21 protein-coding genes and 1 pseudogene are annotated in these 15,259 nt (G+C 38.5%); 16 read left to right on the top strand and 6 right to left on the bottom strand.

Going from position 1 to position 15,259, the window contains the following annotated elements; translation table 11 throughout:
- Positions 1-6 precede the first annotated feature (6 nt).
- Positions 7-375, top strand: coding sequence for a metal-dependent transcriptional regulator (locus G4417_RS08430; protein ID WP_015528448.1), 369 nt, complete (start codon positions 7-9; stop codon positions 373-375).
- Between the two features lie 123 nt (positions 376-498).
- Positions 499-735 carry a hypothetical protein gene (locus G4417_RS08425; protein ID WP_015528449.1) on the top strand — a complete coding sequence of 79 codons (237 nt, stop codon included), beginning with the start codon at positions 499-501 and terminating at the stop codon, positions 733-735.
- 15 nt (positions 736-750) lie between these two features.
- Here the strand turns inward: G4417_RS08425 and G4417_RS08420 are convergent, their stop codons facing one another.
- The 4 genes and pseudogenes from G4417_RS08420 to G4417_RS08405 all read right to left on the bottom strand — a co-directional run bounded on the left by G4417_RS08420 (position 751) and on the right by G4417_RS08405 (position 4,890).
- Positions 751-1,668, bottom strand: a complete 918-nt coding sequence (locus G4417_RS08420) for a relaxase/mobilization nuclease (RefSeq protein ID WP_420314192.1) — start codon at positions 1,666-1,668, stop codon at positions 751-753.
- A 213-nt stretch (positions 1,669-1,881) separates the two neighbouring features.
- On the bottom strand, positions 1,882-3,699 hold the full coding sequence (gene ltrA / locus G4417_RS08415; protein ID WP_002610947.1) for a group II intron reverse transcriptase/maturase: 1,818 nt from the start codon (positions 3,697-3,699) through the stop codon (positions 1,882-1,884).
- A 553-nt stretch (positions 3,700-4,252) separates the two neighbouring features.
- Positions 4,253-4,600, bottom strand: a pseudogene (locus G4417_RS08410) (relaxase/mobilization nuclease domain-containing protein); the annotation flags it as partial.
- On the bottom strand, positions 4,567-4,890 hold the full coding sequence (locus G4417_RS08405; protein WP_015528451.1) for a MobC family plasmid mobilization relaxosome protein: 324 nt from the start codon (positions 4,888-4,890) through the stop codon (positions 4,567-4,569). The gene G4417_RS08405 and the pseudogene G4417_RS08410, both read right to left, overlap by 34 nt.
- 249 nt (positions 4,891-5,139) lie before the next feature.
- On the opposite strand from G4417_RS08405, the gene G4417_RS08400 reads away from it, so the two are divergent.
- Together G4417_RS08400 and G4417_RS08395 are read left to right on the top strand one after the other, a co-directional pair.
- Positions 5,140-5,511, top strand: coding sequence for an MmcQ/YjbR family DNA-binding protein (locus G4417_RS08400; protein WP_054335618.1), 372 nt, complete (start codon positions 5,140-5,142; stop codon positions 5,509-5,511).
- Entirely contained in the window at positions 5,511-5,942 is a 432-nt protein-coding gene (locus G4417_RS08395) for a flavodoxin family protein (protein ID WP_054335660.1), read from the top strand. Before G4417_RS08400 ends, G4417_RS08395 begins: the two co-directional genes overlap by 1 nt.
- Positions 5,943-6,000: 58 nt before the next feature.
- Here G4417_RS08395 and G4417_RS08390 read toward each other — a convergent pair whose 3' ends face one another.
- Together G4417_RS08390 and G4417_RS08385 are read right to left on the bottom strand one after the other, a co-directional pair.
- Positions 6,001-6,201, bottom strand: a complete 201-nt coding sequence (locus tag G4417_RS08390) for a helix-turn-helix transcriptional regulator (protein WP_054335619.1) — start codon at positions 6,199-6,201, stop codon at positions 6,001-6,003.
- A gap of 57 nt (positions 6,202-6,258) precedes the next feature.
- Positions 6,259-6,993, bottom strand: coding sequence for an XRE family transcriptional regulator (locus G4417_RS08385; RefSeq protein WP_117457278.1), 735 nt, complete (start codon positions 6,991-6,993; stop codon positions 6,259-6,261).
- A gap of 192 nt (positions 6,994-7,185) precedes the next feature.
- Between G4417_RS08385 and dinB the strand changes: the two genes are divergently transcribed.
- From dinB to G4417_RS08330, 12 genes are all read left to right on the top strand, one after another.
- The gene (gene dinB, locus G4417_RS08380) at positions 7,186-8,433 is read left to right on the top strand and encodes a DNA polymerase IV (protein WP_138344134.1); all 1,248 of its coding nucleotides are present in this window, start codon (positions 7,186-7,188) and stop codon (positions 8,431-8,433) included.
- A gap of 14 nt (positions 8,434-8,447) precedes the next feature.
- Positions 8,448-8,660 (top strand): DNA-binding protein, encoded by a 213-nt coding sequence (locus G4417_RS08375; RefSeq protein WP_117457280.1) that lies wholly within the window; start codon positions 8,448-8,450, stop codon positions 8,658-8,660.
- 12 nt (positions 8,661-8,672) lie between these two features.
- On the top strand, positions 8,673-8,912 hold the full coding sequence (locus G4417_RS08370) for a hypothetical protein (RefSeq protein ID WP_138344135.1): 240 nt from the start codon (positions 8,673-8,675) through the stop codon (positions 8,910-8,912).
- 250 nt (positions 8,913-9,162) lie between these two features.
- Complete coding sequence (locus G4417_RS08365; RefSeq protein WP_054335622.1) at positions 9,163-9,735, top strand: hypothetical protein; 573 nt, start codon at positions 9,163-9,165, stop codon at positions 9,733-9,735.
- Positions 9,736-9,744: 9 nt separating this feature from the next.
- Entirely contained in the window at positions 9,745-10,116 is a 372-nt protein-coding gene (locus G4417_RS08360; protein WP_138344140.1) for a hypothetical protein, read from the top strand.
- A 103-nt stretch (positions 10,117-10,219) separates the two neighbouring features.
- Positions 10,220-11,059, top strand: a complete 840-nt coding sequence (locus G4417_RS08355) for a PD-(D/E)XK nuclease family transposase (RefSeq protein ID WP_138344136.1) — start codon at positions 10,220-10,222, stop codon at positions 11,057-11,059.
- A gap of 127 nt (positions 11,060-11,186) precedes the next feature.
- Positions 11,187-11,324 (top strand): LytTR family transcriptional regulator DNA-binding domain-containing protein, encoded by a 138-nt coding sequence (locus tag G4417_RS17730; RefSeq protein WP_015529878.1) that lies wholly within the window; start codon positions 11,187-11,189, stop codon positions 11,322-11,324.
- Positions 11,325-11,583: 259 nt separating this feature from the next.
- Positions 11,584-11,709 (top strand): hypothetical protein, encoded by a 126-nt coding sequence (locus G4417_RS17160; protein WP_015529879.1) that lies wholly within the window; start codon positions 11,584-11,586, stop codon positions 11,707-11,709.
- Positions 11,710-11,861: 152 nt separating this feature from the next.
- The gene (locus tag G4417_RS08345; protein ID WP_055039881.1) at positions 11,862-13,223 is read left to right on the top strand and encodes a radical SAM protein; all 1,362 of its coding nucleotides are present in this window, start codon (positions 11,862-11,864) and stop codon (positions 13,221-13,223) included.
- Positions 13,223-13,894: an ABC transporter ATP-binding protein gene (locus tag G4417_RS08340; protein ID WP_015529880.1), complete on the top strand. Its 672-nt coding sequence runs from the start codon at positions 13,223-13,225 to the stop codon at positions 13,892-13,894. Before G4417_RS08345 ends, G4417_RS08340 begins: the two co-directional genes overlap by 1 nt.
- On the top strand, positions 13,887-14,591 hold the full coding sequence (locus G4417_RS08335; RefSeq protein ID WP_015529881.1) for a hypothetical protein: 705 nt from the start codon (positions 13,887-13,889) through the stop codon (positions 14,589-14,591). The genes G4417_RS08340 and G4417_RS08335 overlap by 8 nt, the downstream gene beginning before the upstream one ends.
- Complete coding sequence (locus G4417_RS08330) at positions 14,582-15,229, top strand: hypothetical protein (protein WP_015529882.1); 648 nt, start codon at positions 14,582-14,584, stop codon at positions 15,227-15,229. Before G4417_RS08335 ends, G4417_RS08330 begins: the two co-directional genes overlap by 10 nt.
- The last annotated feature ends 30 nt before the right edge of the window (positions 15,230-15,259 follow it).

The raw sequence follows: 15,259 nt of genomic DNA, 5'->3' as shown, positions 1-15,259 counted from the left end.
GAACCGATGAAGATTCATGCGTCCGGGGAGGATTATCTGGAGGCTGTGCTGATTCTTCAAAAGAAGCAGGGTATGGTCCGATCCATTGATCTTGCCCGGCACATGGGATTCAGTAAACCGAGCATCAGCCATGCAGTAGGTGTGTTAAAGAATGGCGGTTTCCTGACTGTCGATGAAGATGGATACCTCAATCTGACTAATGCCGGGCGGGAGGTTGCCGAGAAAATTTATGAACGCCATCAGTTCTTTACGGAGCAGCTTGTAGCTGTCGGGGTTGATCGGGAAACTGCAGAAAGAGATGCCTGTCGGATAGAACATGTAATCAGTGAAGAAGCTTTTGAAAAATTGAAAACTTCGGTTGAAAAAAAGTATTAGTACAATGTTGATTCACCGAATCTTTTATGTTCATCATACTATAGAATTGTTGAGAAACGTGAAACAGGGTATGAAACTCGTATACTAAAAGACATTCAGAGTGGAATTACACTAGAAACACTTATGGCAAAAGGACATAGGAAAACGCCGGAAGAAAAAGCAGCTGTTGCGAAACAAAAGAGGAAACAGAGGCGAGCAAAACGGAAAAAAGAAGCAAGAGATAATCTGACCAAAGAAGAGATCTTGCAAGATGACCGATTTTTCTGTATTGCTGGTTATACCTCCGGAGGTGCACCGTATGGTGTCACCTGGGAGGAAAAGGATTTGAAACCTTGGGAAGATTTGGAAGAAAATGAGTGAGTTGCCAGTGCAATCTTATTTTTCTCTTGTGACAGAAACAGGTTCCTTTTTTGCCGGAAGTAAGTCTGAACTGATCTCTGGAGCATCGAGCAGTACAGTGAAATTTTGCTGAATGATCTCTAGGGTTTTCTGCTTTTTCTGCAATTCCTGTTTTTCCCGGACAGTAGCATCCTGTTCAGATTCAAGATTTTCAATCCGCTTCTGGATTTTATTAGAGCTTGGGATTTTGGTGATACCGAGATCCTGAAGCTCTTTTTTTAGTGAATCGTGGAGCTGGTATTCTGCCTGATGTTTGGTGCGGTATGCTTTTGGATTTTTAGCAGATTTACAATCTTCAATTACTTTACGACAAAGCCGGTAAGAATTGCAGTGTTTCTGAATGACTTTCTGCGTGCTCAGCTCACTGTTGATTTGTGCTATTCTTTGGTCGGCAACTTTCACAGAAGCTTCAATGTCAGATACATGCTGCCTGAAATCGTCATAATTCAGCAAGTTATTTTCGGAAAGATAGTTGAAGGTGCGGGCTGCCTCTTTTAGATTATTGAGCTTTGCCCATCGTTCAAATCCCTCTCGATTTCCAGTTGTGACATAAGTGGAGATATTGATATACAAGCGAGCTTCTCTGGACAGATGTCTTGGAGTTTTTACTTTGCTACGATTTTTAGCCAGACGGATGCGAACATTTTCTTCGGAATAATAGCTTCCGAGAGATTTCATATAAGTGAAGTTCTTCTGCTCCGGTGCACGGAAGGACAGGTGCTTTCCCTGCCGGACTTCATATCCGGCTAACTGCATCTTTTGCAGAAATTCCTCATAGTTGATGGAAGTCCAGATTGATTTATCAACTGCGACACGTAGCTTGGCTTTCCAACTGGTGCCACGATGATATTCCATGTTCTCTTTATAGCTTGTACCTTTTTCTCCGGTTGGCATGCTGGTGGCAAGTCCATTTTCATGGCAGATACGATTACTGATTCTGCAGAGTTTATGGTAGCTCCGCTTATTGGAAACATACTTGTGATGATCAACAAAGCTTGCAGCGTTGAGTAGGCTAAGTACCCAGCGCCTTGCCGCATTGCTGCGGTAGGTTTCCGGACACTCGCCCCCGAACCGGACTTACAACTCTCGCTGTATCCGGCTCTCCATTCATTCACAGTCTGCACTGTGTATTTTAGTGTGACAGCTTTCACAGACTACCAGTGTTTTCCGGTTAATCTTTTTCATAAAAGCTGCCCACGGTTGACTTTCATCCAGCTCTTTCAGCGTTCTTACCTGGTGCATCACCAACACTGAAGTTTCTTTTCCACACCATTCACACCGATTTGCTTTCAATCGTGCGCCAAGACTGGGCTTCTTCAGAATGCCTTTTGGCTTATGGATAATATCCGCTTCTTTTCCCAGAGGATAGGGGTCTCTGGCAAGACTGCCTTGCCACAGTAGTCGAATACGCTCCTTGCCATGTTTGTCCTGAAATTTCACACCGATGTCTTTGCCGATACGATACTGAACAATGATTTTGCGCTTTGTTGTGCGGTATTTACAGGCCAGAGTTTTGTAAAAGCTGTACTCCATGATATAGCGGAACTTGTGTAGCTTGGAGCGATTGTTTGCAATCGCATAATAGTTACAGAATCCTCGTATCTCGCCGTTGTACTGGTCAAGAATACTCAGGTCCGTTCGCCCGACAAGTTTTCCGCGATGGGTGGGCTGCCAAATCTCTGTTCCATTGCGAACATCGATTCTCATGGCTCCCAGTTCCAGCAGCTTCTTCTGAATGGCGGAAGTTGGGACTTCCAGCATGACATGGCCGCTGTAATTTCTGGCCGTAGAACCACTTTTGGTTTTCTTGGTGTGATTGCTCTGCGGTGTAACCCTGATTTCAAATCCTAAGAATTTTGCCCGGTCTGTCGCTTTGGTTACCAGCGTCTTTTCGTCCGACAGTTCCAATTTCAACTGTCCGGCGATATATGTGCCGATTTCCTGTTTCACAGCCTGTGCATCCTCTTTGGCTCCGATGATACCGATAAGAAAGTCATCAGCGTAGCGGACATATTGCAGTCTGCGGAAGTTTTCGTCCATAGGGTCTTTACAGGGGATGGACTTGTGAACCTTGTCCAGTTCCCAGATGCTTTCCAGTAAGGACTGCTTTTCTTCCTCAGTTTTTGCCTTTGCCAGCTTTCTTTTGAGTCGGATTCTCTTATCGCTCAGCTTGCGGTATTCCACATTGACGGCTCGCTTGTTCCCACGGTCAAACCGTTTCTTAAACTCTGCCATATATTTGTCGAACTGGTCGAGATAGATATTGGCGAGAATAGGACTAATGATGCCGCCCTGTGGCGTGCCGCTGTAGCTTTGATGCACTTGGTTATCTTCCATATATCCCGCATTAAGAAATTTACGGATAAGGCGCAGGAAGCGTTCATCTTTGATTCTCTTGCGGAGGATGCCAATCATGACATTATGGTCGATATTGTCAAAGAAGCCTTTAATGTCTCCCTCCACAAACCATTTGCACCGTGTAAAGCGATTTTGAATCATTCTCAAGGCTGTGTGACAGCTTTTATTGGGTCGAAAGCCGTGGGAGGTGTCCTCAAAGCTGTTTTCATAGATGGATTCCAACAGCATACGGACAACTTCCTGTACCAGCTTGTCGTCAATGGACGGGATGCCCAGAGGACGGAGTTTTCCATTCTTTTTGGGAATATATGTCCGTCTGGACGGCTTGGGCTGGTAAGATTCGTCTTTCAGGGCTGCAATAAGCCTGTCAACTCTTTCAAGGCTCATTGCGTCAATGGTTTTCCCGTCTGTGCCTGCGGTCATGTTTCCCTGACTGGCATAGATATTTTGATACGCCTGTAAGAAAAATTCCCGGTTGAACAGATTGCGGTACAATCTGTCATAGACATAGCCGGATTGAGCTGAATGCTCTTGCAGACTGTTCAATACATTTTCTGGATTTCTCATAGTGCCTCACGCACCTTCCTTTCTTTTGCATTGAATCGAATGAACTGCCGCCCTTCGCCATGTGCGTGCCATTAACACGCTCGGACTACTACGGCGGCTCCGTTGCCATATTGGATTTTCAGGGCCTGCACCCATAGCTCTTGCGAGCATTCCAACTTAGGCAATCCCCATTTAGTAACAGAGTAAAAAGCTGTGTTCATTGTCGGATACGGTTTTCGTCCTTTTATGCTGATACATACGGGCTGCACATCGGTTTCGCTCCTGCCAGTCATCTTTTCTGGCGGAGATGCACAGCGCAGCGGATATAGCTGTCTTCCGCTGCGACCACCACAAATGTCCCTCGGACTGCCGTTCAACCAGTGTAGGCTTTATCCTCATATGAACTTTGGTCTTGCTGCTCAGTCGTGGCATGACAACTTGCCAACTCACAGCGTTACGGTCGTGCTATTGTCCCCTTTGGGTTTCCCCATCCAGGTTAGCCGTTGACCACAGGCATGAAACCTCACGCCTGCCGCTTGCTAAGCGGATTTACTCTGCCCCTTATGGGCGCACAGATGATATGATTGTGAATATGATTTTTGTCAACGTGTGTGCTGATCACGTACTCATATTTTCCTTTCAGCACTTCGTCAGCAAATTGTTGACCTAAGCGATGGGCATTTTCGGCATCAACTTCTCCAGGTTTAAATGATTGGATCAGATGAAATGCCAGGTTATCGCCTTTATCCATTCCATTCTTTTTTGCCATTTCTCTTGTCATAGAAAATTCAAGATCTGCAGTTTCCGGGGAACAGCCAAAACTGGAAACTAACAGTTTTTCATCTGTCTTATCTGGATTTGTAATATAGTCCAGAGCTTTCTTGTCAGTTACCTTAATGGGGAAGATTTTAAGATACGCCATAATTCTTTCACCATCTCTTTCAATTCTTGCATTTCTTCTGGATATAGATCTCCGGTGGTATTTACCTTTTTTGCAATCTGGTTGATATTTACACCAATCTTGTGCATTTCCTCATACTGTTTCTTCAGTGGGGTGGTATCGGTGTTGACGATGTAACCGTCGATTGCCATCTTACGCAGATAAGCTCCCATGTTTTTGGTTTTTGATTCTATCATCTTCCTGCGTATAAGCTTCCTTTCTTCTTCGGTGACATAAAAATGGATTTCTTTGTTTCTCTTTCTTTCAGCCATTGGTGGGTTCTCCTTTCTGAGAGGACAGTAGTATCGTTGCTTTCAACGTTTTTCAATTTAGGGCAGGGTACCCTAAATTGGGATTTCCCGGAAGTGTATCCTCACTTCCTGTCCTTGCTGTTTTACCCCTCTATTAGTTAAAGTCAGGAGAACCGGGAAAATGCAAAAGAATTTGGCAGGTAGCACGGGAAGTGAAAATATGGTATGATTATGGGCAGGATATCAGGAGAATCAGGAGTTGAATAGATTGTGAAGAAAGAAGAAATTTTTGAATATGTGAAGAAACAGTATGGTACGATGCCGGAGTATTTATGGGCACAATCACCAGATAATGCTGTGTTGCGACATAAGAATGGAAAATGGTATGCTGTGGTCATGAGCGTTGAAAAATGCAAACTAGGATTAGAAGGAAATGAATTTGTCGATATTATGGATGTAAAATGTGATCCGGAAATGACAAGTATGATTATTCAGACCTTTGGATTTTTGCCAGGATACCATATGAACAAACAGCACTGGATCACAATTTTACTGGATGGTTCAGTAAGTGAAGCAAAGACATTAGATTTTTTGGATATGAGCTATGATATGATTGATGGGAATAGAGGAAAGGAAGAATGATGAGAAAGGTAATCGTATATTCATCTGTGCATCATGGAAACACAGAGAAATTAGTAAAGAGCATTGCAGAAGAGTGTCAGGTTGATTTGATTGATGCTGTAAAACAGCCAGATGCAGATCTGAGCAGTTATGATACGATTGGGTTTGCATCAGGAATCTATTTTTCAAAATTTCATCAGTCGATATTGGGATTTGCAGAGAAGAATCTACCGGACGACAAAGGGGTATTTCTGATCTGTACTTATGGTGGAAGTGCGAATTATAAATCCATAGAGCAGATTTTGGGCAAGAAGCATTCTACAGCAATCGGAAAATTCGGATGCAAGGGCTATGACACATTTGGCCCATTTAAACTGGTGGGTGGTATAGCAAAAGGACATCCAGATGGAAAAGATATAAAAAATGCAGTTGAGTTTGTAAAAGGACTCTAAATAGTTTAGCGAAAAAGAAAAACCGGGGAACAGTCCTCGGTTTTCTGATATTTGCGGTTCAGTCTTCAATTTGAAAAATCTCTTCTACTGGCATTTTCAGATAATGTGCCAGACGGATTGCAATTTCGAGAGAGGCATTTCGCTCACCACGCTCAATGCGTCCGATGGTATCACTGCAAGAACCGACAGCTTTTGCAAGATCTGCCTGAACGAGATTTCGTTCTTCACGGATATCTTTAAGTGTGTTGTTAATTGCCATTTTATCACTTCCTTTATTATTTTCAGCAAGAGCAGGCTAGAAGTCTGCAGTTGATCTTTAATGAAAACCAGGGATTTCTGCTCCTTTGCATTTTCCGATTACTTTCCCAAAGATTTTAAAAGAATCAGATTCATAAATCTGGATTGGATGATACTTTTCATTCAATGAAACCAGATAAACTCCATCCGGACCGTCATGTAGCTCTTTGATATAGGTATTGCCATTGAGATAGAAGATACCGATTTCACCGTTGGAGATACTGTCTTGTTTATGAACCCATGCAACATCTCCGGTATGATACATTGGTTCCATACTGTCACCAGATATACGGATTCCAAAATCCGTCTTTTCAGGTGCGAGATGACCGACATTGTAACTTTCTTTTACACTGTCTTCAATATAATTTCCAGTACCGGCAGAAGCTGGCTCTACTGCAATCGGCTGATAATTTTCAAATGGAATGATATCGGCTCTATGCGGAAGATACTTTCTGGACGCCCGCAGAAGATTGGCAAATTCAATAATCTTAGCTTTGCCGTCTTCATTCAAATTTTCCATGACATGATCAAATGGATTTTCACCTAAAAATTCTTCGTATATATCTTCAATATCTAAAATCTGACAAACTGTCAGGATTGTGTGTAAGGAGGGTTCTCTTGTTAGATTCTCCCATTTGGAGACTGCTTTCGTAGTAACTTCAATTCCTTCCTGAGCAAGTAAGTCCACCAGATCCGCCTGGGAGTAGCCTTTCCTTTTTCTGTTTTCTACTAATACTTCTCCGAAAGCACGCATATGTTCGCCTCATTTCTTTTTGATTTTTCTATATGCATTATAACCCGAATAAAATCAAAAATCAAGAAAAATCTCCGAAAAGGAGATAATACGACCAAGATGTCGCTTGACTATCTCCAATACGGAGATATATACTAAGCATACAGAAATTGATAAGACAATAAACCAAACAGAGAGAAGGTGGTGGAGTTAATGGGAGACAGGACAATTCTTCATAGCGACATGAATTCATTTTATGCAAGTGTGGAAATGCTGCATCACCCGGAATTTGCCGGAATGCCTCTTGCAGTTGGCGGTGATCCGGAAGCCAGACATGGAATTGTGCTGACAGCAAATTATATTGCAAAGCGAAAAGGTGTAAAGACCGGAATGGCATTATGGCAGGCAAAACAGATTTGTCCGGAAATCATTTTTGTGCCACCACGGATGGACTTGTATTTGAGATTTTCACAGATGGCAAGAGAAATCTATTCGGAGTATACGGACAAGATCGAGCCATATGGGATTGATGAAGCCTGGCTGGATGTATCAGCCAGTAGAAATCTGAAAGGAAGCGGAATAACGATTGCAAGAGAAATCAGCCATCGGATTAAATACGAACTGGGTGTAACGGTAAGTATTGGAATTTCCTGGAATAAGATTTATGCGAAACTTGGTTCAGATTACAAAAAGCCAGATGCGATTACAGAGTTTAACCGGGAGAATTATAAAAGTATGATTTGGCAGCTTCCTGCATCGGATCTGCTTTATGTTGGAAGACAGACTCGGAAGAAACTTCAGAAGCTGGGGATTCGAACCATTGGGGAACTTGCAGAAAGTGATGAAGCAATGTTAGAAAGCCATTTTGGAAAGATGGGAATTGTGTTATGGTCATTTGCAAATGGCTGGGACGATGATCCAGTTTGCAAAGATGGGTATACAGCTCCGGTGAAGTCAATTGGTAATAGTACCACAACTCCAAGAGATTTAGAAGATGATCTGGATGTCTGGATCATTCAGATGGCACTGGCAGAAAGCGTTGCAGCAAGATTAAGAAAACATGGTTTTAAATGCAAAACGATAGAAATTACGGTCCGAGACAATGGCTTGTTTCGTTTTTCGAGGCAGAAACAATTACATCATCCAACAAATATAACAGATGAGATTGTTACAGCAGCATTTCAATTGTTTAAGGATTATTATAAATGGGAGCATCCAATCAGAAGCCTTGGTATTCGAGCAGTAGATCTTGTGTTGGATGATATTCCCGTCCAGTTGGAACTTTTTGGTAATCAAGAGAAACAGGAAAAATTGGAAAAGATGGATCGCACTGTAGATGAGATCAGACGACGGTTTGGTTATTTCAGTATACAGAGAGCAGTTATGTATCAGGATAAAGTCTTATCCCACTTGGACGCTGGTACACATACAGTTCATCCACACAGTTATTTTCATGGATAATGGGAGGGATAGATTTGAAACAGACATTAACCAGAAAACAGGAAGAAAGCTATCAGTGCATTTTGAATTATACGAAGGAGCATGGATATCCGCCGACAGTTCGGGAATTTGGAAAACTGATCGGAGTAAGATCAACGTCATCTGCTTTTTCCAGAATTAAGCAGTTGGAACAAAACGGATATATCCGAAGGATTCCGGCATCGCCAAGAGCAATAGAGATCTTATAGTGAGGTGTCGGTATGAATAAAGTGTATGTAGATGTAGTGGCAGAGTTTCGGAAAGACGGAAAACTGGTTCCTATATTTTTCACCTGGGAAGATGGAAAAAAATATAACATTGACAGAATTTTGAAAATTGAGCGATGTGCCAGCAGAAAGGCAGGCGGTGTAGGAATGATGTATACCTGTATGATACAGGGACAGGAAAGCCATTTGTTTTATGAAGTGGATAAATGGTTTATGGAGAGAAAAACAGCATAAGGAGAGATTGGTATAGACGATATTATTTGGATTATTAACCGGCAGGGATAGTCACTTTCCCTTTATATTCCTGTAGGTTTTACATAAGAAGATGGATTCCGGTCAGCAAAGGCAGCTCCCACAATGCCTTTTGGATATCCGCTTCTGCAAGTTGTAGTAAGTAATTGCTTCCCATCAAAATCATGGGGAAAGCGAACTGGTCTGAAAGACCGCCAGTTAGTGTGATGATGATAAGGAGATTTTGAAACTGATGACAGACAGAGATTATGCAATTAAATCAATGAAAGAGATTACCTTCCAGATGGCAAGCCATGCACAGGATTATCTGGAAGTAACGATGGAGAGACATTATACAGATATCAAGGAACTGATGACAAGCTATCAGAAATTGATTTTGGAAAATCAGATTGTGTTAGAAGAATTGGATATGGAGTGCCAGGAGAAAATCAATGAAGATATGGCATATGCGTTGAGTTATCTGAGCATTTATAACAATCAGCTGAATGTGCCAAAGATGCACCGGGAAATGAATAACCTGATGATTATTTACGGCTTGTCAGATATGATCTATCGTGGAATGACACTGGTAAAGTTCTATGCACCGAATGGTGTGATGCTCAGTGAGATTCTTCATTCCTGCTTTTGCAGTCATTATAATAAGACAGATGTGGAAGTACAGCAGGAGTTAGGCGTAGGCAGGACTTCTTTTTATAAAATGAAGAAGCAGGCACTTGGATATTTAGGATTTTATTTTTATGAGATAGTGGTACCGCAGGCAAAAGATAAAAGATTTAAACCATCACTGGGCGTTGAGGAAGAGTAGGTGAATAATATGAGATACGAAGATTCGATGAAGGGTGTAGCTGATCAGATAATCAAAGAACAGCAGCGAGCCAGTAAAATTAAAAACAATCCAGAAGAATTCCATTGGCATGACGAATATGCAACGTTGAATTTCTTTCGGTTTATCTGTAAAAATATCGGTAACTTGGGAAATGGAGAAATTGAAAAAATGGTCACACGCTTAAAGCACATAGATCAGAAAGCAGTGGAAAACCATGTGAATGGTGCTGTCTGGGCATTTGATTATGATAAGATGTTCTGTGTATTGATGGAAAATGAAATTTGCCGAAAGGTGTGTGAAAAGAATAAATATAATAGTTGGATGAAACTGATTGGAAATTATTGTTTTCAAGTGGTGTAGGATAAAATAGTGGCTTGTGAAAAGCTGATTTTGATGTTAAGATGAAATTGGGATAGGAGACATTTAGGAACCTATCCTGACATAGCAAAGAATGGAGGCGAGAATGGACGTGGCGAAAGAAGAAATCGTGAAAACAGAAGAATTGGAAACACGTTACGAAAGATACAAGGGTATCTTAAAAGACCTTACCATCATGAGCGATGTGTTTATGCGGAATGTATTCAAGAAACGGGAATGTACAGAATATGTTCTGCAGGTAATTATGAATAAAAAGGATCTGAAAGTGATTGATCAAGTTCTGCAGAAAGACTATAAGAATTTGCAGGGGCGTTCAGCTATTCTGGACTGTGTTGCCAGAGATTCTGAAGGCAAGCAGATGGATGTAGAAATCCAACAGGACAACGAAGGGGCATCTCCCAAAAGAGCAAGGTATCATAGTGGTCTGATGGATATGAACACATTAAATCCAGGACAGGATTTTGATGAACTTCCGGAAAGCTACGTGATTTTTATCACCAGAGACGATGCACTTGGATACGGACTTCCGATTTATCATATAGACAGGAAAATCGAAGAAGTCAGTGAGAATTTTAAGGATGAAGCTCATATTATCTATGTAAATTCTAAGAAACAAGAGGATACAGAATTAGGCAGACTGATGCATGATCTTCACTGTAAGAATGCAGAAGATATGCACAGTAAGATACTTGCTGACAGAGTATACGAATTGAAGGAAACACAGAAAGGGGTGGAATTCATGTGCCGTGAGATGGAACAGATTTACAGTGAAGGTATTGAAAGCGGTGAAATGCAAAAAGCAAAAGAGACAACGATTGCCCTTGCAGAGATGGGTTTACCTGCTGACAAGATTGCTAAAGCCGTTAAGATTGGCGTCGATGTCGTACAGAAATGGATTGATGAGAGCATGAGTGTTGCACATTAACAAATACTGAATTTCAAAGAAGCTGCCAGAAGATATGATTTTCTGGCAGCTTCTTTTTAAGAAATTGGAACACAAAGAAAAAGTGCTTTCTCAGAATTGATGTGAATAGAAATTAGGAAGCAAAACAATGCGAAGAGATTGTTCACTCGTGCAACTGGAAGACATGTTGGATAGAAATTTATTTATAAGAATTAGTAAGAGCGGCATTGTAAATTTAATGAATGTTGATTCTTATAAAAAAGGAACAATAAATATAAATGGATAAGAAATAAATGTTGCAAGAAGAAGACGTAAAGATTTCGAAATCGCATTCCAAAGATATGATCTTGAATTTAGAGGGGAATAAATGGAAATAGGAATATTATATTTATAGTAGTAAATAAAGCTTTTAATGATTAAGCTTAATGGCATAATCGACATAATCTAAGAACATTGCAGTAATTACTCATGTAAATGTCGTAAAGCTAATATATAATTTAGTCACTCGATAACAAAGTCGAGAATATACATAAGGAGGAAATGCCATGAATCCTAGTATTTCACCAATGGGAAACGGATGTAAATTATGTGCAGGATGTACAGGGTGTATGTTCTGTGGACCATCCGCAATTGCTGCAGCGGGTGCAGCAGGCTTTGTTGGATTTTTCTGAGTAATAAATCATAACAAGCAGAAGACTGGAAGTGAGATTTTACCGCTAGATAGTAATAATTCTCACTTCCTGTTCTTTCTATAAAATAATTACAGATGATAATAGAAATAAGATTGATTATATTGTAGGTTAAACAACAATAAGGAGAAGGTATGTATCTGAGATTAATTAACGTAAAAGCAATAGAAAGACAAAGAGATTCTTATATTCTTGTAATAAATAACCGTTATGAAAAGATGGGTGAATCATTGTATCGCATTAACAAAGATGCTTTAGAAATTATACGTAACCTAAATGGGACAAAAACATTTGATGATCTAGTTGACATGATGATCAGTTGTCATTTAGAGAAGAAAGAACAGGCTAAGTATAAATTAAATAATTTTTTGAATGAATTGGAGAAAAATCCAGGAATTTCTGTGGAGTATTTAAAAAAAACAAATCCAATAGAAATACCAATACTTGGAAATGGAAAAACACAGTATCCATCAGCTATTTCTGTAGAAATTACACATAGGTGTAATGCAAAGTGTTTGCACTGTTATGGAGAATATTGTGCAACGAATGCATTTAAAGATAATACAGAGGAAATAAAGAAGTTACTTAAGGATGCACGTAAAGCAGGGACAAGAGTAGTAGAATTTACAGGTGGAGAAGTCACGTGTCATCCGAGGTTTTTAGAAATCCTGAATGAAGCGTATAATCTTGACTATTCATTAGTAAGTATACTATCGAATGGTTTATTTTGGAATAAAGAATTGTTCGCACTGATTGCAGAACATAAGGAGCAGACAGTTGTACAAATCGATTTACACGGAGATAATGATGATTATATAAATTGGTTTATGGGAACACAAATACCCAATATTACTCACCGTGTTAAAGACACAATTATGAGAATTAATAATTCAGGAATACTGATGAGAGTTGTTACAATGGTAACACCGCAAAACATTGACCAAATTGAAAATATTGCAGGATGGGTAAAAGAAGCAGGTATCGAAACTTATGGTATATCAGCAATTACTCCTATGGGAAGAGCTGATTTAGAGGATAAAAATAATTTGCTTTTAAAGACATTAGAACAACATGAAAGGGTTGGTAAAGTAATAGAAAACATTAATACCCGATATGGAAAAGGGTTTTTATATAAAATTAAAGACGGAAATAGCAACGCAAAGAATTGTGGAGCATTTACATCGAATCCTTCAATAACGCCAGAGGGAGAAATCAAATTTTGTGCAATGGATAACCAGACAGTGATTAAATCTTTGGGAAATGTATTTAAAGAGGATATCGGACAGTTGTTTTCAAATAATTATCAATTAATGAATATGATTCGTGGTATACAAGCTCCAGATTATACAAGTAAAGAATGCTCAGGGTGTGAAAAAAAGTACTTTTGTAGTTATTGCATAATACGTGGGTTAGTAGCTGCTAAAGAAAAAGGCTTTGAAAATTGTGCATGGTATTCCCAATATATACCAAATGAGTTTAGGAGGCTGTTAATATAATGACAAATATTATTTCTATTTACAATCTTTCAAAAGCGTTTGATGGTAAGAAATTATTTCAAAATTTTAATTTTACTGTCAAGAAAAATTCTGTCCATGCCTTGATAGGAGCAAATGGAGCAGGAAAAACTACACTATTGCGTTTACTCACCGGATTATACGAACCAGATGAAGGAAAAATATCTGTATCGGGTAAACATGCAATGTTGCTTGAGAATGATTATTTATATGAGGATAAAACAGGTTTGGAGAACTTGAAAATCTTTGGGTTGTATTTTGGATACTACGTAAAGGACTATAAGAAATATAGTGATTCATTAAATATTACAGAACATTTATTGAAACGTGTTAGTACGTATTCAAAAGGAATGAAAAGAAAATTGTCAATTCTAATCGTTATACTAATCAACAGTGAGATTATTTACCTTGATGAGCCAACATCAGGGGTAGATCCGTTGTCTCGTGTTGAAATAAGAAAGATTATCCAGAAACTAAAGGAAGAAGGAAAAACAATATTGATTACATCTCATGATTTAAGTGAAATTGAGAAAAGTGCAGATTATGTCACTATGATTGAAAATGGTAAGGTTGTTTTCAATGAGGATATAGATAACATAAAAGGGACAACACTGGAAGAGTTATTTATAAAAGAAGGTGGAGATTATGAATAATATTAAAAAAGCTGTTTTTTATATTATATTTAAGAGTAAATCTACAATTTTTAATATGTTAGGAGTAGGAGTGCTTGGGACACTGATGTTGGTTGTATTTCAACAGGATCAATTTTATTCAAAAGGAACAGATTATCTTATTTTAGTTTTTTTTGTAGTTCTTTTAGGATGTACTCTTCTTCAGGCAAATTCTATAATAATAGATTTGACAGTGAAAGATAAAATGAGTAAACGGATGGAGTTTTTTTTAGCATCAGGGATTGATTTAAAGTTTATTATTAAGGCCTACACAATACAAATTTTAAAAGCATCAATTATAATTCCTTTTATTATATTTGTATTAGGTTATTATCTCATAGATTTTAAAATTTCATTTTTTGGTATTATAGCCTTTTTTATATCGACAGTAATAATGAGTTACACTGAAGTTCTATTTTTCAATACAATTACATTTTCTGTAGAAAAATATAAGTTATTTAAAAATATGGTCTTTTTTGGAAATTTTTTTCTGATTTATATTAGTGCTATGTGTGCGAATGAAATTGTTGAATTTGTATCAGGTTTAAATATTAGTATGTATATTTTTATTATTATTCTGAATATAATTGGTGCGACAATTTTAGCTGTTATTTCTTTCAGAAAGATTTCTAAATTAGACAATGAAAGTGTTGTAAGGAGTGTTGGACAATGGATTTGACTATTATTAGGATTCATGTGAAAAAAATTTTAACAGGTAATTTTGTTTTTATGAGTCTAGTAGCAATTATTTTTGGTATATTAACCTTATTTAGTAAAGGGCAGGAAAAAATAATTGGCTCATATACTTATATTGATATGCTTTGGAAGGGGTATATTTTTTTATATATTATATTTGCCTGTGAATTAAGTAAAGATTTACTACAAATGGAAAAAATCACAAGAAGAATAGAGTGGTTGATTGCAAATGGGACTAGGCTTCAATCTATCCTTATTAATCATACAGTTTCTTTGTGGATATCAACTCTCTTACTTCTTATGCCACTGTTAGGTATTACTATATACAAAATAGGATCACCTGATGTTGCCCAAATACTTGATTTCTTTACATTTACCTTATTAAGCAGTATAATTATTAATGCAGTTATTTTGGTTATAAGAGATATGAATAAATATAAGGGAATTTCTTTGCGTATATCAGTATTTTATTTTTTTATTTTAATTATTGAGAGTATGTTTTATTCCTGGAGCAATAATTTTATTTTAACTGTTATAATAAAGTATGTAATAAGTTTGTGTGTTAGTGTATTTGTTCTGCGAATGGCCACTAAAGAGAGAATTGTAATGGCATACTACTAGATACGGTAAATGATGTTTCAGTGATGTGGG

Source organism: Blautia wexlerae (genome assembly GCF_013300825.1).
Taxonomy (GTDB): Bacteria; Bacillota; Clostridia; order Lachnospirales; family Lachnospiraceae; genus Blautia_A; species Blautia_A wexlerae_B.
This window is presented reverse-complemented; position numbering and strand designations above follow the sequence as displayed.